The sequence below is a fragment of the Pseudomonas sp. GW821-FHT03E01 genome, from assembly GCF_059420765.1.
Window position 1 is genome coordinate 81,334 of sequence record NZ_JBWKUI010000006.1, and the last position, 16,030, is coordinate 97,363.

General features: G+C 59.3%; 16 protein-coding genes. 6 read left to right on the forward strand and 10 right to left on the reverse strand.

Annotated features, from left to right (window positions below):
• The first annotated feature begins 1 nt into the window (after position 1).
• Positions 2–724 (forward strand): glycerophosphodiester phosphodiesterase, encoded by a 723-nt coding sequence (locus AC07VO_RS11770; RefSeq protein ID WP_192351329.1) that lies wholly within the window; start codon positions 2–4, stop codon positions 722–724.
• A 42-nt stretch (positions 725–766) separates the two neighbouring features.
• Here the strand turns inward: AC07VO_RS11770 and sthA are convergent, their stop codons facing one another.
• A complete protein-coding gene (sthA, locus tag AC07VO_RS11775) occupies positions 767–2,161 on the reverse strand; it encodes a Si-specific NAD(P)(+) transhydrogenase (protein ID WP_192351331.1) in 1,395 nt (464 codons plus the stop codon).
• 207 nt (positions 2,162–2,368) lie between these two features.
• Positions 2,369–3,418, reverse strand: coding sequence for an FAD:protein FMN transferase (locus AC07VO_RS11780; RefSeq protein WP_064616949.1), 1,050 nt, complete (start codon positions 3,416–3,418; stop codon positions 2,369–2,371).
• Positions 3,419–3,564: 146 nt separating this feature from the next.
• On the opposite strand from AC07VO_RS11780, the gene AC07VO_RS11785 reads away from it, so the two are divergent.
• Positions 3,565–4,866 carry an MFS transporter gene (locus tag AC07VO_RS11785; protein WP_018928154.1) on the forward strand — a complete coding sequence of 434 codons (1,302 nt, stop codon included), beginning with the start codon at positions 3,565–3,567 and terminating at the stop codon, positions 4,864–4,866.
• A gap of 277 nt (positions 4,867–5,143) precedes the next feature.
• Here AC07VO_RS11785 and AC07VO_RS11790 read toward each other — a convergent pair whose 3' ends face one another.
• Positions 5,144–6,565 (reverse strand): MFS transporter, encoded by a 1,422-nt coding sequence (locus tag AC07VO_RS11790; RefSeq protein ID WP_192351333.1) that lies wholly within the window; start codon positions 6,563–6,565, stop codon positions 5,144–5,146.
• Between the two features lie 128 nt (positions 6,566–6,693).
• Here AC07VO_RS11790 and AC07VO_RS11795 point away from each other — a divergent pair, with 128 nt between their 5' ends.
• A complete protein-coding gene (locus tag AC07VO_RS11795) occupies positions 6,694–7,587 on the forward strand; it encodes a LysR family transcriptional regulator (RefSeq protein ID WP_192351335.1) in 894 nt (297 codons plus the stop codon).
• Between the two features lie 7 nt (positions 7,588–7,594).
• Here the strand turns inward: AC07VO_RS11795 and AC07VO_RS11800 are convergent, their stop codons facing one another.
• The 3 genes from AC07VO_RS11800 to AC07VO_RS11810 all read right to left on the reverse strand — a co-directional run bounded on the left by AC07VO_RS11800 (position 7,595) and on the right by AC07VO_RS11810 (position 8,767).
• A complete protein-coding gene (locus AC07VO_RS11800; RefSeq protein WP_081626539.1) occupies positions 7,595–7,777 on the reverse strand; it encodes a DUF1289 domain-containing protein in 183 nt (60 codons plus the stop codon).
• A gap of 3 nt (positions 7,778–7,780) precedes the next feature.
• Positions 7,781–8,152: a hypothetical protein gene (locus tag AC07VO_RS11805; protein WP_018928157.1), complete on the reverse strand. Its 372-nt coding sequence runs from the start codon at positions 8,150–8,152 to the stop codon at positions 7,781–7,783.
• A gap of 135 nt (positions 8,153–8,287) precedes the next feature.
• The gene (locus AC07VO_RS11810) at positions 8,288–8,767 is read right to left on the reverse strand and encodes a GNAT family N-acetyltransferase (RefSeq protein WP_064616944.1); all 480 of its coding nucleotides are present in this window, start codon (positions 8,765–8,767) and stop codon (positions 8,288–8,290) included.
• A 385-nt stretch (positions 8,768–9,152) separates the two neighbouring features.
• Between AC07VO_RS11810 and katG the strand changes: the two genes are divergently transcribed.
• The gene (katG, locus tag AC07VO_RS11815) at positions 9,153–11,450 is read left to right on the forward strand and encodes a catalase/peroxidase HPI (RefSeq protein ID WP_192351337.1); all 2,298 of its coding nucleotides are present in this window, start codon (positions 9,153–9,155) and stop codon (positions 11,448–11,450) included.
• A 212-nt stretch (positions 11,451–11,662) separates the two neighbouring features.
• Positions 11,663–12,136 (forward strand): hypothetical protein, encoded by a 474-nt coding sequence (locus AC07VO_RS11820; protein WP_192351503.1) that lies wholly within the window; start codon positions 11,663–11,665, stop codon positions 12,134–12,136.
• 309 nt (positions 12,137–12,445) lie between these two features.
• Here the strand turns inward: AC07VO_RS11820 and AC07VO_RS11825 are convergent, their stop codons facing one another.
• Positions 12,446–12,775: a DHCW motif cupin fold protein gene (locus AC07VO_RS11825; RefSeq protein ID WP_192351339.1), complete on the reverse strand. Its 330-nt coding sequence runs from the start codon at positions 12,773–12,775 to the stop codon at positions 12,446–12,448.
• A 105-nt stretch (positions 12,776–12,880) separates the two neighbouring features.
• On the reverse strand, positions 12,881–13,255 hold the full coding sequence (locus AC07VO_RS11830) for a tautomerase family protein (protein WP_064616942.1): 375 nt from the start codon (positions 13,253–13,255) through the stop codon (positions 12,881–12,883).
• A 108-nt stretch (positions 13,256–13,363) separates the two neighbouring features.
• Here AC07VO_RS11830 and AC07VO_RS11835 point away from each other — a divergent pair, with 108 nt between their 5' ends.
• Positions 13,364–14,257 (forward strand): LysR substrate-binding domain-containing protein, encoded by an 894-nt coding sequence (locus tag AC07VO_RS11835; protein WP_192351341.1) that lies wholly within the window; start codon positions 13,364–13,366, stop codon positions 14,255–14,257.
• 6 nt (positions 14,258–14,263) lie between these two features.
• Here AC07VO_RS11835 and AC07VO_RS11840 read toward each other — a convergent pair whose 3' ends face one another.
• Both AC07VO_RS11840 and AC07VO_RS11845 read right to left on the reverse strand, forming a co-directional pair.
• The gene (locus tag AC07VO_RS11840) at positions 14,264–15,157 is read right to left on the reverse strand and encodes a tyrosinase family protein (RefSeq protein ID WP_018928164.1); all 894 of its coding nucleotides are present in this window, start codon (positions 15,155–15,157) and stop codon (positions 14,264–14,266) included.
• Complete coding sequence (locus tag AC07VO_RS11845; protein ID WP_018928165.1) at positions 15,144–15,608, reverse strand: hypothetical protein; 465 nt, start codon at positions 15,606–15,608, stop codon at positions 15,144–15,146. Before AC07VO_RS11845 ends, AC07VO_RS11840 begins: the two co-directional genes overlap by 14 nt.
• Between the last annotated feature and the right edge of the window lie 422 nt (positions 15,609–16,030).

The following is a 16,030-nucleotide window of genomic DNA, read 5'->3' on the forward strand; positions in this document are numbered from 1 at the left end:
CGTGACTCTCATCTACGGCCATCGCGGCGCCAAAGGCGAAGCACCGGAAAACACCCTGACCAGCTTTCAGCAATGCCTCAAGCACGGCGTGCGCCGCTGCGAACTGGACCTGCACCTGTCCAAGGACGGCGAGTTGATGGTGATCCACGACCCGACCCTCAAACGCACCACCGACCGCCGCGGCAAAGTGGTCGAACACACGGCTGCGGAGCTGGTGACCTACGACGCGCGCAAGGGGGGCCCGGGCTGGATCAAACCCTGCCCGATCCCGACGCTGGAAGAGTTGTTCGAAAAATGCGATTTCGAGCACTGGCAGCTGGAAGTCAAAAGCGCATCACGCACCCGTGCCGCAACCACCGTGCTGGCGATTCGCGAAATGGCCCAGCGTTTCGGCATACGGGACAAGGTCACGATTACCTCGAGTTCACGCGAAGTGTTGAAAGCCGCGCTGGACCTGGTGCCGGACGTGTCTCGCGGACTGGTGGCCGAGTACGCCTGGCTCGACCCGCTGAAGGTCGCGCAAAACTATGGCTGTGAGATGCTGGCGCTGAACTGGACCCTGTGTACGCCGGAACGCCTGCAGAAGGCGCAGCGTCAGGGGCTGCATGTGTCAGTGTGGACAGTCAACGAGCCCGCGCTGATGCGCAGGCTCGCCGACTTCGGCGTTGACAGCCTGATTACAGACTTTCCCGGTTTGGCCAGCGCCACGCTCGAGAATTGCTGAAATCGGTCTCCCCGGCCGGCTCAGGCCACCGGCCGGAGCCGCTCAAAAAAGCCGGTTGAGGCCATCGTACGCCGCTACCCGATAGGCTTCGGCCATGGTCGGGTAGTTGAACGTCGTGTTGACGAAGTACTTCAGGGTGTTCTGCTCGCCCGGCTGGTTCATGATCGCCTGACCGATGTGCACGATCTCCGATGCCTGATAACCGAAGCAGTGAACGCCCAGCACTTCCAGCGTATCGCGGTGGAACAGGATCTTCAGCATGCCTTGCGGTTCGCCGGCGATCTGCGCACGCGCCATGCTCTTGAAGAATGCCTTGCCCACTTCATACGGCACCTTGGCCTGAGTCAGCTCCTGCTCGTTCTTGCCGATCGAGCTGATCTCCGGAATCGTGTAGATGCCGGTCGGCACGTCATTGACGAAACGCCAGCTGCCGTTGTCGACGATGCTGCCAGCGGCCGAACGCCCCTGGTCATGGGCGGCACTGGCCAGGCTCGGCCAGCCGATCACGTCACCGGCGCCATAAATGTTCGGCACGCAGGTGCGGTAGTTCTCGTCGACTTCGATCTGGCCACGGCTGTTGACCTTCACGCCGATGTTTTCCAGACCCAACTGATCGGTGTTGCCGGTACGACCGTTGCACCAGAGCAGGGCGTCTGCCTTGATCTTCTTGCCGGACTTGAGGTGCAGGATCACGCCGTTGTCCACGCCTTCGACGCGGTCGTAGTCTTCGTTGTGGCGAACCGTGATGTTGTTGTTGCTGAAGTGGTAGCTCAGGGCCTGGGAAATTTCCGAGTCGAGGAAGCTCAGCAACTGACCACGGTTGTCCACCAGCTCAACCAATACACCCAGACCACTGAAGATTGAGGCGTATTCGCAGCCGATCACGCCGGCGCCGTAAACAATGAGTTTACGCGGGGTGTGGCCGAGGCTGAGGATGGTGTCGCTATCGTAGATACGCGGGTGATGAAAATCGATGTCCGCCGGGCGATAAGGACGCGAACCGGTGGCGATGATGATGTGCTTGGCCACCAGTTTTTCGACCACGCCGTTGGCGCAGACGACTTCGATGGTTTGCTCGTCGGCGAAGCTGCCGGTGCCGAAGAACACGTCGACGCGGTTACGGGCGTAGTAGCCGGTGCGCGAGGCGACTTGTTTGGAGATAACTTTTTCAGCGCTTTTCAACACGTCCGGGAACGAGAACCAACGCGGCTCACCAATGGCCCGGAACATCGGGTTGGTGTTGAACTGCATGATCTGCCGGACCGAGTGACGCAAGGCCTTGGACGGGATGGTGCCCAGGTGGGTGCAGTTGCCGCCGACCTGGCGACGGCTATCGACCATCGCCACCTTGCGCCCTGCCTTGGCAGCGTTCATTGCCGCGCCTTCTCCCGCCGGGCCGGAACCCAACACCACCACATCGTAGTTGTAGACAGCCATGCGTACTCCTCAGAACAGGCCGCGACACCCTCGGCGCCTGCGGCTAAATCACGCCGATCGGCGGCGTGAAGGAACAATTTGGGGCCAGTGCAGAACCCGGACACAGTCTATAGAAGCGTCAACGCCGCGCACATTAACCCTTGGTCGCGTCGTAGGCTAGTTTTGCCTGCACTACAAAGCCATCGAAAAATGCTTTTGCAGCCGCAATCACTCGGTTTTCTCACCGGCCAGGCGCTCAAAAGCCTGATTGGTGCGTGTGACAAAACCTGTATCGGCACGAATCACAAAGAATGCAGCAATGTCATGCGTTTGGGCATAGTCCCAACCCCGTTCAGGGCCAAGAATCAGCAACAGCGTCGATAAGCCATCGGCCATCAAAGCTGAAGGATGAATCACCGTGACTGACGCCAGGGTGTGTAGGACCGGTGTTCCGGTGCGGGCATCGAAGGTGTGGGAATAGCGCCGGCCACCCTGCTCGAAATAGTTACGGTAATCACCGGAGGTGGACACGCCGTAGCCGTCGACGGCAATGATGCGCTCGGCCACTTGCTGATCATCACGGGGTTCTTCCAGGGCGATGCGCCACGGTGAGCCGTCGAGTTTTTTGCCGACAGCCTTGAGTTCACCGGTGGCTTCAGCGAGGTAGTCGTGGATGCCCAGCGCTTCGAGTTCGGCGGCAATCGTGTCGACCGCGTAACCGGCAGCGATGCTGTTGAAGTCGACCTCCACTGCGGCATCCTTGCACAACTGGTCACCTTCGATGCGCAGGTGATTATGACCGACACGCTGCTGCACCTCGGCCAGTGCTTCGGCGCTCGGGACTTTTTCCTCACGCGCCTGCGGGCCAAATCCCCAGAGGTTGAGCAGCGGTTCCACCGTCAGGTCGTAGGAGCCGTCACTTTGCAAAGACAAGCGCTCGCCGACGCGGACCAATTCGAGGATCGGCGCAGGCATTGTCTGGCAGTGGTTGGCGGGCAGGTTATTGAAGCGTTCGATGTCGGAGTCACTGCGATAGGTCGACATTTGCCGATCGACATCAGAGAGTATTTTTTCGACCTGGACGCGGACTTCCGCCGGTGCGGGAAGACCGGCATGGCGCACGTATTGGATCGAATAGCTGCTGCCCATGGTCGGGCCGTCGAAGCGTTCCAGGCTATCGCCGTTGCCACAACCGGACAAAATCCCGACCACTACCACAAGCCCTCCCCACCGTCCAGTTAACAAATCTTCATCTCCCCTCAAAACCGCGCCCGCCATTATGGGCTTCAGAGCGCATGGGAGCGAGCCTGCTCGCGATAGCGGTGACCGGTTTTACGATTGCTGCGCAATCGAACGGGAGCAAGCTCCCTCGCCACATAGGTGCAGCGCTTTCAAACAAGGTCGACCAGAGTGAGTACCTACACATGTCTTCCAATACGAGCAAAGGCAAAGCGATTTTTCGCGTTGTCAGCGGTAACTTTCTCGAAATGTTCGACTTCATGGTCTACGGCTTTTACGCCACGGCCATTGCCAAAACCTTCTTTCCCGCCGATAGCGCGTTTGCTTCCCTGATGCTGTCTCTGGCCACTTTCGGGGCCGGTTTCCTGATGCGTCCGCTGGGGGCGATTTTCCTCGGTGCCTACATCGACCGCCACGGCCGCCGCAAAGGCCTGATCATCACACTGGCGTTGATGGCCGCCGGCACGGTGCTGATTGCCGGTGTGCCGGGTTATGCCACGCTGGGCGTCGCGGCGCCGCTGATCGTATTGTTCGGTCGTCTGTTGCAGGGCTTTTCAGCAGGCGTGGAACTGGGCGGTGTGTCGGTGTACCTCGCCGAAATCTCCACACCGGGCCGCAAAGGCTTCTTCGTCAGTTGGCAGTCCGCCAGCCAGCAAGCCGCGGTGGTATTCGCCGGCCTGCTCGGCGTGGGTTTGAACCACTGGCTGAGCCCCGACCAAATGGGTGAGTGGGGCTGGCGCGTGCCGTTCCTGATCGGCTGCATGATCGTGCCGGCGATCTTCGTGATCCGCCGTTCGCTGGAAGAAACCCCGGAATTCCAGGCACGCAAACACCGCCCTACCCTGCGGGACATCGTCCGCTCGATCAGTCAGAACTTCGGCATCGTCCTCGCCGGCATGGCGCTGGTGGTGATGACCACGGTGTCGTTCTACCTGATCACCGCCTACACCCCGACCTTCGGCAAAGCCGAGCTGCATCTGTCGGATCTGGATGCGCTGCTGGTGACGGTGTGCATCGGCCTGTCGAACTTCTTCTGGCTGCCGGTGATGGGCGCGCTTTCCGACAAGATCGGCCGCAAACCTCTGCTGCTGGGCGCGACGATTCTGGCGATCCTCACGGCTTATCCGGCGCTGTCGTGGCTGGTGGCGAACCCCAGCTTCAGCCACTTGCTGATTGTCGAACTGTGGCTGTCGTTCCTGTATGGCTCGTACAACGGCGCCATGGTGGTGGCCCTGACCGAGATCATGCCGGTAGAAGTGCGTACGACCGGTTTCTCCTTGGCCTACAGCCTGGCGACCGCAACATTCGGTGGTTTCACCCCGGCGGCCTGTACGTACCTGATCCATGTGCTGGACAACAAGGCAGCGCCGGGGATCTGGCTCAGTGGTGCGGCGGTGCTGGGGTTGATCGCGACACTGGTGTTGTTCCGGGGCAATCGGCATGCGTTGCGCACGGCGCAAGCGGCGGTCGTCAGAGGCGCTCACTAAAAGGAACGCAGTCAGGTGCAGAACCTGTAGGAGCGGGCTTGCTCGCGAAGAGGGAGTGTCAGTAAACACTGATGTTGCCTGACACACCGCCTTCGCGAGCAAGCCCGCTCCCACATTTAATCGGCGTGCCCCATAGGTTTTAGTTCGCTTCGGTCCACATGCAGCCAAGGCGGCCCCTCTGCAAATCTGGCCTCCAGCCATGTCTTGAACGCCATGAGCGTCGACTGCGCGATGTTCAGGCAGTATCGGTATTCGATTTTAGATGAACAATTTAGGCTCACTGCAGTTCATTACTGCACACAGTGCAGCAGTCAGAAACCTTCGGCAACAGGGCCACAGCAAGGGCCAGGAGAATCAGTGCCACGGCGACGGCAAACGTTATCCGCATGCCGCTGGCGACGGCTGCGGGAGACGCGCTGGTGATGTCTGTCGTCGCCGAAGCAAGCGCAAACACCGCGCCCATCACCGAAGCTCCAGTGATCAGGCCGAGATTGCGTGACAGGCTGAGCATGCCGGAAATCACGCCGCGCTGGTCCGGGCGGATGTCGGTCATGATCGCGGTGTTGTTGGCCGCCTGAAACAACGCGTAGCTGGCCGTGATCACCGCGATGGGCGCGAGGTAACCGAGGAGGCCGAACCCCGCTGGCATCATTGATAAAGCACTCGCGCCGAGCGCCATTGTCGCGAGCCCGAGACGGGTCATGCGCCGAGTGCCAAAACGGTCCACCAGGCGACCGGCCGGCACGCCGGTCAATGCAGCCACCAACGGTCCGACCGACAAGGCGAAACCGACAAGTGCCGTGCCGAGGCCAAGCGCACCCGAGAGATAAAACGGCCCGACCACCAGCGTCGCCATCATCACCGTCGAAACGAGCGCGCTCATGGCCAGGCTGGCGCTCAATCCCTGTTGGCGGAACAGCGCTAATGTGATCAATGGCGATGCGACCGTGGCCTCGACGAAGATGAAAAGCCCAACGCCGAAAACAGCCGCCAGTAGCAGCGCGACATTGAGCGTTCCAAAATCACCGTGCCCGAGCGTCATGGCCAGTGCGTACGCCGCGAGCGTCAGCGCCAGCAACAACGTGCCGGCCTTGTCGAACCCCACCCGCCCCGCTTTCGCCCGCTGAACATCCGCCGGCAAATAGCGATAGGCGAGCCAGATGTTCAGCACACCCAACGGTATGTTGATCAGAAAAATCGCCTGCCAGCCAACGCTGGCAATCAACATCCCACCGAGCGACGGCCCCAGCGTGGTGCCGATCGCCGACATCGTTCCGAGCAACCCCATGGTGCTGCCGGTCTGCGCTTTCGGCACCGTCTCACCGACAAACGCCACGGTCAGCGCCAGCATGATCGCCGCCCCAAGCCCCTGCACCGCCCGGGCGCCGACCAGCCACCCAAGCGACGGCGCGACACCGCAGGCCAGCGATGACAGGGTAAAAATGGCGATGCCCACCAGTAGCAAACGCCGACGGCCGAGCATGTCGCCGAGCCGTCCGACGCTGACGATCAGCGTGGTGATCGCCAGCAGATACGCCAGAACAATCCACTGCACGTGTTGGAAGGAAGCATCGAACGCCTCGGCCAACGTCGGCAATCCCGCATTGGCGATGCTGGTGTCGAGTGAAGGCATCAACATCGACAGCGAAAGACTCGCAAGCGCCCAGCGCACCGAACCTGATTGAGTGATGGATTTCATTGTCTGGCCACGTCTGAAAGGTAGAGCAGCAGCGTATGCCCGTGCGTGACAAGGCGGAAGGCGCAGCATTTGCACTTGATAGATGCGTTTGACGCCATGTTAGCCCCGCGCCGTGCTAACGTTGCGGCATGACCACTCCCGATCTCAATCTGCTGATTACCCTGGACGTGCTGCTCGCCGAAGGCAGCGTCGCCCGCGCCGCCCAACGACTGCGGCTGAGCCCGTCGGCCATGAGCCGGGCGTTGGCGCGGTTGCGCGAAACGACGGGCGACCCGCTGCTGGTCCGGGCCGGACGCGGCTTGGTGCCGACGCCACGAGCGCTTGAATTGCGCGAACACGTCAGTCGATTGGTGCAAGACGCCGAAGCGGTTTTGCGCCCCGCCGAACAGCTCGACCTCAAGCAACTGGTTCGAACATTCACGCTGCGCACCAGTGACGGCTTCGTGGAAAACTTCGGCCCGGCGCTGATCGCCCGCGCCAGTGAGGAAGCCCCCGGCGTGCGTTTGCACTTTGTGCAGAAGCTGAGCAAGGACAGCGCCGCACTTCGCGACGGCTCGGTCGATCTGGAAACCGGTGTGGTTGGCGGCACGACCAGCCCGGAAGTGCGCACCCGGGCATTGTTCGAGGATCGTTTCGTGGGCGTCGTTCGCACGGGGCATCCGCTGAGCGAGGGCGAGATTACTGCCTCCCGTTATGCCGCTGGCCGGCACATCCTGGTCTCACGGCGCGGGCTCGACAAAGGACCGATGGATGAAGCGTTGGAAGCGCTGGGACTGCAGCGGGAAATCATCACCGTCGTCGGCGGTTTCTCGGCCGCCCTGGCGCTGGCTCGCGCCTCGGACCTGATCGCCACCGTGCCTGCCCGACATACCCAAAACCTGCGCACCGGCCTGCACAGTTTCGATCTGCCGTTCGAGCTGCCGCCGATCACCATTTCGATGCTGTGGCATCCGCGGATGGATGCCGATTCGGCGCATCGGTGGCTGCGTGAATGTGTTCGAGAGGTTTGTGCGCGGCCCTGAGGAACCCTCAACCCTTCCTTTTCTGAAGCCCCTTCAACCGCACACTCGCCCGCTGCGCCGCCGCCATTTTTTCCGGGCGCTTCATGCGTTTCCACTTTCTGATGTCGTCCTTGGTGCGACCACAACTGACACACAGTTCACCACTGAGCTGGCAAACGGAAATACACGGATTTTCGATATCCTTGGCCACGGCTCAACCTCGCGTCGAGCGCTTGGGCGCCAGGCGTTGCTGCCAGTTGCCGCCATTGGCGCGCTGACATTGCTCTTCAGAATCAAACTGCACATGGGCCGCGACCGGGCTGACGAGAACGTCCGCTTCATTTAATGCTACGGCCGTCAGTTCGACCATGCGCTCGCCCTGCCCGCTCTCCAGCGCCTGATCCTTATGGGCCTGCGTATCGAAGACCCAGATCACCCGCAGGCTGGATGGAAAGGCGTCGTAATCGATTTCGTGGGTCAACCAGCAAAACCCGACTATTTCCGCCTTGGCTGTTTCGCACGCCTCGGTCAGAGTGGCGACCAGGCGACGTTCGATGTGTGCCTGATCGCGTTTGCTTAAAGACATCGGGTGGATCCTTGGGTGGCGGTCAACGGAAAAGGCCCATCATACGTGACCTCACTCGCCTTTTCGGCTCGTTCCGTAAACAAGACACGGAACGAATGCGAAGTTGATTTTCCCCTCAGACCTGCCGCCATCGTCCTACTTGCTTGTCTTTCGCATGTGTATCAGCGCGACACGGCGCCCATCCTGCGACACCCGCTCCTCAACCCCAAACGGCACAAACCCGAGCTGCGGATACAAAAGCAGCCCCGCCGTGTTCTCGTTGAAACACGAAAGCTGCACCTCGCTTGCCCGATGACGTTCAAACGCCAGCCCCACCATCGTTTCCACCAAAAACCGCGCGACACCTTTCCCCCGAGCCTTGGGCGAAACGATCACATTGCCGATTGAGCAAACGCCATCGCGCTCAAACGAATAAAAGTTAGCAAAACCGACAACAGCATTATCCCCTTCAACCACCGTTGAGTCCGAGCGTTGAGCTATCGATGCAAGCAGCTGAGCCTCCGTCAGCGGGTACTGTGCCTTCGGGAACATGAAAAAAAGCTCTTGGGGCGTTTGAGGAAAGTCGCAAATCGTCAACACGTCTTCAGCACTGACGGGGCGGTGGGTTAGCAGCATTGGTTTGGTTCCATCCAAAGGTCGATGCGACAGATTACGTTTTGCCGGCGCTGGATAAAAGAAACGCGTAACAGCGACTCCATCTCGACGGCTCAGATAAAAGACTATCCCTATCACCTCCCAATACTCCCCCTATTAGCTGACTGCTTTATAGGCGTCTACCCTTACTGGAGCGCTGGCATCAGCCGGCCGGTTGAGACCTGAGAAGAGATACGAATGAGTCAGGAAACGTACTAGGCTTGCCGTGGGCCACCGTGCTGGCAACTCGATTGCCGCTATCCGGATTTCCCGTGTGACCACGACGATCAATTGATCGCACGGCCGCAGCCTATGTCATTGATTCCGCTCGTCGCTATTGCGTGCCCACCCCGGGCCGGATAGCCGGATGAACACGACCAAAGGTAGCGCACACATGGCAAATGAATCGAAATGCCCGTTCAATCACGCCGCCGCTGGCGGTGGCACGACGAACCGCGATTGGTGGCCGAACCAACTGAATCTGAAGATCCTGCACCAGAACTCGCGGCTGTCCGACCCCACGGACGAGGGTTACGACTACGCCGAAGCGTTCAAAAAACTGGATTTTGCGGCGGTCAAGCAAGACCTGCATGCACTGATGACTGATTCACAAGACTGGTGGCCTGCGGACTTCGGTCACTATGGGCCACTGTTTATTCGCATGGCCTGGCACGCCGCCGGCACGTACCGCGTCGGTGACGGTCGTGGGGGTGCCGGCTCCGGTCAGCAGCGCTTCGCCCCGCTCAACAGTTGGCCGGACAACGTCAGCCTCGACAAGGCGCGCCGGCTGCTTTGGCCGATCAAGCAAAAGTACGGTCGCAACATCTCCTGGGCTGACCTGATCGTCCTCACCGGCAACGTCGCACTGGAGTCGATGGGCTTCAAGACCTTTGGCTTTTCCGGCGGCCGGCCAGACGTCTGGGAACCGGATGAGGCCGTCTACTGGGGCTCCGAAAACAAGTGGCTGGCAGGTGACACCCGCTACGAAAAAGACAAAAAAGAGCCCATGCAAGAGCCCGGCGAAGGCCCTCTCGTCGCTGAGCCGGGGAAAAATGAGGACAGCCGCACCGAGGGCGAACGCAACCTGGAGAACCCGCTCGCCGCCGTGCAAATGGGCCTGATCTACGTCAACCCCGAAGGCCCGGAAGGCAACCCGGACCCGGTCGCTGCGGCGATAGATATCCGCGAAACCTTCGGGCGCATGGCAATGAATGATGAAGAAACCGTGGCGCTGATCGCTGGCGGCCACGCTTTCGGCAAAACCCACGGCGCCGGCCCTGCCGACAACGTCGGTGCCGAGCCCGAAGCCGCTGGTCTCGAACAACAGGGCCTGGGCTGGAAGAGCACTTTCGGCAGCGGCAAAGGCGGCGACACCATCACCAGCGGCCTGGAAGTGACCTGGACCACCACGCCGACCAAATGGAGCAACAACTACCTGGAAAACCTGTTCGGCTTCGAGTGGGAACTGACCAAGAGCCCGGCGGGCGCCAACCAGTGGACGGCGAAAGGCGGTGCCGGCGCGGGCATCATTCCGGATGCTCACGACCCGTCCAAGCGGCGTAATCCGACCATGCTGACCACGGACCTGTCGCTGCGATTCGACCCGATCTATGAACCGATTTCGCGGCGCTTCCTCGCCAATCCGGATCAGTTGGCCGACGCCTTCGCCCGCGCCTGGTTCAAACTGATCCACCGCGACATGGGCCCCCTCACCCGCTACCTCGGCCCGGAAATGCCCAACGAAGTACTCCTGTGGCAAGACCCGATCCCGCCGGTCGACCATGCCTTGGTCAACGACAGCGACATCGCCGCACTCAAGGGCAAGCTCCTGGCCAGCGGCCTGACCGTCTCGCAACTGGTGTCGACCGCCTGGGCAGCGGCCTCCACCTTCCGCGGCTCCGACAAACGCGGCGGCGCCAACGGCGGACGCCTGCGCCTGGCCCCGCAGAAATCCTGGCAGGCCAACCAGCCTGAGCAACTGGCGAGCGTGTTGGCGAAACTCGAAAGCATCCAGAACGAGTTCAACAGCGCGCAAACCGGCGGCAAGAAAATCTCCCTGGCCGACCTGATCGTGCTGGCCGGTTGTGCCGGCGTCGAACAAGCGGCAAAAAATGCCGGCCATACCATCACGGTGCCTTTCACACCGGGACGCATGGACGCCTCGCAAGAGCAAACGGACGTTGAATCCTTCGGCTACCTCGAACCCGCCGCCGATGGCTTCCGCAACTACCTCAAAACCCGCTACAGCGTACCGGCCGAGGCCCTGCTGATCGACAAGGCCCAACTGCTGACCCTCACCGCGCCGGAAATGACCGTGCTCATTGGTGGCCTGCGCGTGCTGAACACCAACGTCGGCCAAACCCAACACGGCGTGTTCACAAAACAACCGGGAGCGTTGACCAACGACTTCTTCAAAAACCTGCTCGACATGGGCGTGGAATGGAAACCGGTCTCTGAGGCCAATGAAGAGTTCGAGGGGCGCGACCGCAAAACCGGCGATCTCAAATGGACGGGGACGCGTGTTGATCTGGTGTTTGGCTCGAATGCACAGCTGAGGGCGTTGGCTGAGGTTTATGCCAGCAACGACGCAAAGGAGAAGTTTGTGAAAGACTTCGTGGCAGCCTGGGTCAAGGTGATGAATCTGGATCGGTTTGATCTGAGGTGATGCTGGCGCTCAATCCAGCGTGAAAAAAGCCCACTGACCGTTACTGGTTCAGTGGGCTTTTCAAGTCTGGGTACACGACGGCTGTCACGCCATCAACGTCGCCCTGGCTCAAGCCAAAGTGGAACCGAATCACTAGCGATATAGGTATTTCCCAACTAGGGTTCTCAGTAGCGCATCACCGACGTGGCGAACCGAAGGAGCCAGATCAATTGATGAGGTCTTTTTGTGTCGCGGTCGCATTCGTAGCGCCCATCGTGTTGTCCACCACGGTCGCGGCTGAAGTACTTGCGCATAAGACAGCGCTCGCTTTTGTTGCTCAAACCCATGTGGGTGACAGCCTGCCAACACTGGCACTGTTGGCGGCAAAGAAAACCCAAACCTTTGCGATGCTCATTGAAAAGTTAGGAAGTGAAAAAGCACACAGTGCCGTATCGAGCGAAATTGACGCGCTACTTCCGCAGTACCAGCCGAAATGGAATCAAAATCTTGCTGCGGCTTATGAGAAGTCTTTTACTGAAGAAGAGCTGCTATCACTCACGTCTGAAGGCCAGGCATCCAAATACGCTGGCAAAGTGCTGGAACGGCGAACTGACATCGGCAGAGACATGCAGTCCAGCTCTACCCCGATACTGATTGCCCTTGTATCCGAGGCACTTAAAGCGGCCTATTCCAAGCATATTCGTTGAGGCGGTCTTGGCCCCCCTGCCATCAGCTTGTCCGAAGAAAAGCAACGCCTCCCAGTGTGGAGGCGTTGTGCTTTTTGCTGATCGCAGGACGAGACTAAACGGGAGAAATCGTAGCCAGCGCGCCAATCAAAATGGTCAACACCAGAAATCCACCCAGGAAAATTGCCATCTTGCCCATGGGGCCTCCTACGCTATGAGTTTGCGGTGCAGCGGTTACCGCCACTGCTGACCGTGCCGTCATTGTGAGCCGCGGGCTGATCCCATTACAGATGCAGATAGTCGAGAAAAATACGGATCAGATCCGACGCATCAATCCACAATGAACAACTTCGCACCGCTGGTGGTAAACGAGCGGTGCCCCTCGGCATCGTTGCCCACCTGATAGCTCATTCCGACAGTCAGTATGAACTGGCGGCCATCTTCCAGTTCTGTGTGTAGCTCGCCTTCCAGGCACAACAGGATATGACCTCTCCAGCACCAGTGATCGGCCAGATATCCGGGGCTGTATTCAACCATCCGCACACGCGTTGAACCAAACTGGCAGGTCCGCCAATAGGCCATGCCCGTCTGGCCGGCATGTTCGACCGGTTCAATCTTCGACCAATCGGTAGTCCCAAAGGGGATGGCGGTAAGGTCCATTATTGCCTCATCAACTTGAAGTGAATACGGACCCTATCAACCGGGCCACGCTGCCGATAGACACAGATAGCCCACATTTACGGAATACAGGCTTGAGAGCAAAAACTAGTTGCCCCGCCCGCCACCAAACGACCACTCATCTGCCGCGGTCGTGGTAATCACCACCATCACGTCCTCAGAATCGATGCCCGGCGCTCGGCCCAGTTTCTCGACCAGGTTGCGATAAAAACGCTGTTTCGTCTCGATGTCTCGAGGGCGACCGGCAGTAATCGCGATCAGCACAAAGTCATCACTACGAGGACCGCCCAGGTAGTCGGGATCAAAGATCAGCTCGCCCGTTTCATGTTGGTGAATGACCTGGAATCGATCAGCCATCGGCACTTCGAAGCTTTCTACCAAGGCGTCGTGCAGCCCTTGTGAGAGGGCCTGTAAATACTCGGCAGACTTTCCCCGGTGCAGTGAAATACGTGCAAATGGCATTAAGACCTACTCCTGAAAATCCAACTGACAGGGGAAAACTATCAAGTCGCGATCATTCCGAATATCAGATTTAATAGCGGCCTTAGTCCCGAATTAATGGATGATTCGATGCGCCGTCCGACCTTCGATCTTGATGTGCTTCGCACTTTTGTGACTGGCGTGGAGTTCAACAGCTTTGCCAAAGCGGCGGATCGACTCAATCGCTCGACATCTGCCGTGAGCGCGCAACTCAAGAAACTCGAGGAACAGGTAGGCTCGCCTGTGCTGGCCAAATCCGGTCGAGGGCTGGTGTTGACGCCGGTGGGTGAAACCCTGCTCAGCCACGCCCGCCGACTGCTTGAACTGAACGACAGCATTTTCCAGACCCTGCACGAAAGCCAGACCGCCGCCACGGTACGCCTGGGGCTTCAGGAAGACTTTGGCGAACACTTTCTCAGCGACATTCTGCGACGCTACGTCAAGATGTACCCGATGGTGAGCCTCGAAGTCAGGATCGCGCGCAATGCCGAACTGCTTGCATTGATCGACAGCGGCGGCCTGGACCTGGCCCTGTCTTGGGACACAGGGCACAAGTCCCCCTACGCCACGCACCTGGGTGAAACGCAGATGCACTGGATCGGGCCTCGTGACTCGCCCCCCATCAACCGCTCTGTCGATTCCCCCCTGCCATTGATCATGTTCGACGCCCCTTGCGTGTTGCGCAGCGCGGCCACCCAGGCACTGGATGAGGCGCGGATTCCCTGGCGAATCGCGCTGACCAGCCCCAGCGTTGGTGGAATCTGGGCGGCCGTTGCGGCCGGTTTGGGCCTCACGTTGCGAACCCGCATTGGTCTGCCAGGGCATCTCGCCGTGATTGCCGGTCTACCCCCGCTGCCGACCCTCGGCTATGTGCTTTATCGAGGGGCAGAACACTTGGCGCCTGCCCCCCGACAATTGGCTGCGTTGATACAAACGAGTCTGCAAGAGCAGGCGCTCAGTATGACTAGAGACTCCCCCGCTTGATGCTGCCTAAAGCAGGTCGCTCAAAGTGTCGTACTTGTAGTACTGGCTGTAATTCAGAACATCTCGAGGTGTCACCTTTTCCGGAAAAGGGCTGTACATCGGGTCATCGATCCGATGGAACTTGAGCGTATCGGGAGCCGCTGCGTCAGGTACGTAAGCGGCGGCGGGATGCTTCGCTTGCCATGCCGCCCAGAGCCGGTCGACATTGCAATGATGCAGAAAAAACACCGGGTCGTTTGGCGAAGACGACAACCCCATGTCACCGCCGACCCACACATGGACGTTGTTGTGAATGCGTTCTTTGCCAGTCCATCCCTCGATGTAGTTGCGCGCACCACCGGTGGATTGCGCCGCGTCGTAGGGCACTTTGTCATACAGGGTATTTTCCTGGATGACCTTGCGTACATTGGCTCGGCTGGGCAGCGCCCCACCTCCCCCCAGATAACGCACCAGGGGGCGGTTTACCCGGCCCAGTTCCATGGTGCGGCCATCACCCATCAGTCGTACCCGCCACTTCCCGTCCACGAACTGTCCAAGGTACTGATTCGACCAGATGACTGATGTCCTGGGGTCCTGAAGTTCCGCGTCAGTGTTCCAGTCCCAATATGGAATTCGAAAATGTGGGTCATTTACCGCTTTGCGAAGCAACGATTCCAGCCGCACTAGAAAGTAGCGATGCCACGGTAAAAATGATGGGCCTCCATGCGCAGCATTCCTGGCCATCTGCCCCGCAGGCGTTGAAATCATCATGGCCCGGTGGTGCCAGGCCACCAAGGAGTCATAAATCGAGAGATTGGCCTGCCCAGGCCAGGGATTCAGCGCAGGATCCTTGAGCAGCTTCACCCCTTCGACGTATTTCTGAAGCGCCGCGAGATCTTTGACAGCATTAGACCTGATCATGATGTGCTCCGTGATCATGGTGAACGGGATGGTCGGAGTGCTCTCCCCCGTCGCCATTGCCCTTGGCGAAAGACTCGGGATAGGCATCGATCACCGCTGTCATCAAATCGAGAGCCGATCCGTAAGAAACGAATGGAGTGGCATGCGTATGGACCTGTCCAGCATCGTCCACAAACAGATGCGCCTGGACCGGGGCCCCATCCACCTCCACCTGGTAGGTGGTCACGATCCGGACAACGTGCCCTTTGTGATTAATCTCGCGAACCGTCCTGGCCTCATGGCCTGCATGCGGGTCCACGTACTCGGGAAACTGCTCCTTGATCCACGCAGGGTGCATTTTGTCAGGATCAGTGATGGATATCTCGGCGAGAGCAGCTATGTCGGGCGGGCTCAACAGCACGTTGGCTTCGGTAGCTGAGGGTTCAGGGCTGGAGACATTTTTCCTTGTCATGATTCCTCCTGGAGTGTGCCCCCGGACGATTGCCCGGACTGGCTGGAGAAAGTGTAGTTGGTGATGGGTAGAGATGCTGTTGAAGCCAGAATAATGGGACCGGATGCATCTCTCCTGGGGGGCGGACATTCAGTTTGAACACGGCTGCCAGTCCTCTGATCCCTTGCCAGGAAAGAATGATCAGAAAGACCAGTGGTGAGCCTTGACTTCATGGCTCCCAGTTATATGCCTGAACTGGTTGAGCACAGGCAGTTGGTGACCGTAGATACCGTCTTGAACTTCACCTACTCCTGCGGATCAATCTGACCCAACAGGATATTGACGTCAAAAAACAGAAGTCGCGCGATTACAGCTCAGGGGTTGGGCGTGAAATATAGGCCTATGATTTATATAGACTTTTAAAAAAGTCGGAATTGGTAGCG

Bases quoted from the DNA above. Each gene is read 5' to 3' on its own strand.
- AC07VO_RS11790 (WP_192351333.1), bottom strand. From the start codon at position 6,565: ATGAAATCCATCACTCAATCAGGTTCGGTGCGCTGGGCGCTTGCGAGT.
- AC07VO_RS11835 (WP_192351341.1), top strand. From the start codon at position 13,364: ATGCGCCGTCCGACCTTCGATCTTGATGTGCTTCGCACTTTTGTGACT.
- AC07VO_RS11805 (WP_018928157.1), bottom strand. From the start codon at position 8,152: ATGTCTTTAAGCAAACGCGATCAGGCACACATCGAACGTCGCCTGGTC.
- AC07VO_RS11820 (WP_192351503.1), top strand. From the start codon at position 11,663: ATGAGGTCTTTTTGTGTCGCGGTCGCATTCGTAGCGCCCATCGTGTTG.
- AC07VO_RS11840 (WP_018928164.1), bottom strand. From the start codon at position 15,157: ATGATCAGGTCTAATGCTGTCAAAGATCTCGCGGCGCTTCAGAAATAC.
- katG (WP_192351337.1), top strand. From the start codon at position 9,153: ATGAACACGACCAAAGGTAGCGCACACATGGCAAATGAATCGAAATGC.
- AC07VO_RS11845 (WP_018928165.1), bottom strand. From the start codon at position 15,608: ATGACAAGGAAAAATGTCTCCAGCCCTGAACCCTCAGCTACCGAAGCC.
- AC07VO_RS11785 (WP_018928154.1), top strand. From the start codon at position 3,565: ATGTCTTCCAATACGAGCAAAGGCAAAGCGATTTTTCGCGTTGTCAGC.
- sthA (WP_192351331.1), bottom strand. From the start codon at position 2,161: ATGGCTGTCTACAACTACGATGTGGTGGTGTTGGGTTCCGGCCCGGCG.
- AC07VO_RS11830 (WP_064616942.1), bottom strand. From the start codon at position 13,255: ATGCCATTTGCACGTATTTCACTGCACCGGGGAAAGTCTGCCGAGTAT.
- AC07VO_RS11825 (WP_192351339.1), bottom strand. From the start codon at position 12,775: ATGGACCTTACCGCCATCCCCTTTGGGACTACCGATTGGTCGAAGATT.
- AC07VO_RS11780 (WP_064616949.1), bottom strand. From the start codon at position 3,418: ATGGCGGGCGCGGTTTTGAGGGGAGATGAAGATTTGTTAACTGGACGG.
- AC07VO_RS11810 (WP_064616944.1), bottom strand. From the start codon at position 8,767: ATGCTGCTAACCCACCGCCCCGTCAGTGCTGAAGACGTGTTGACGATT.
- AC07VO_RS11795 (WP_192351335.1), top strand. From the start codon at position 6,694: ATGACCACTCCCGATCTCAATCTGCTGATTACCCTGGACGTGCTGCTC.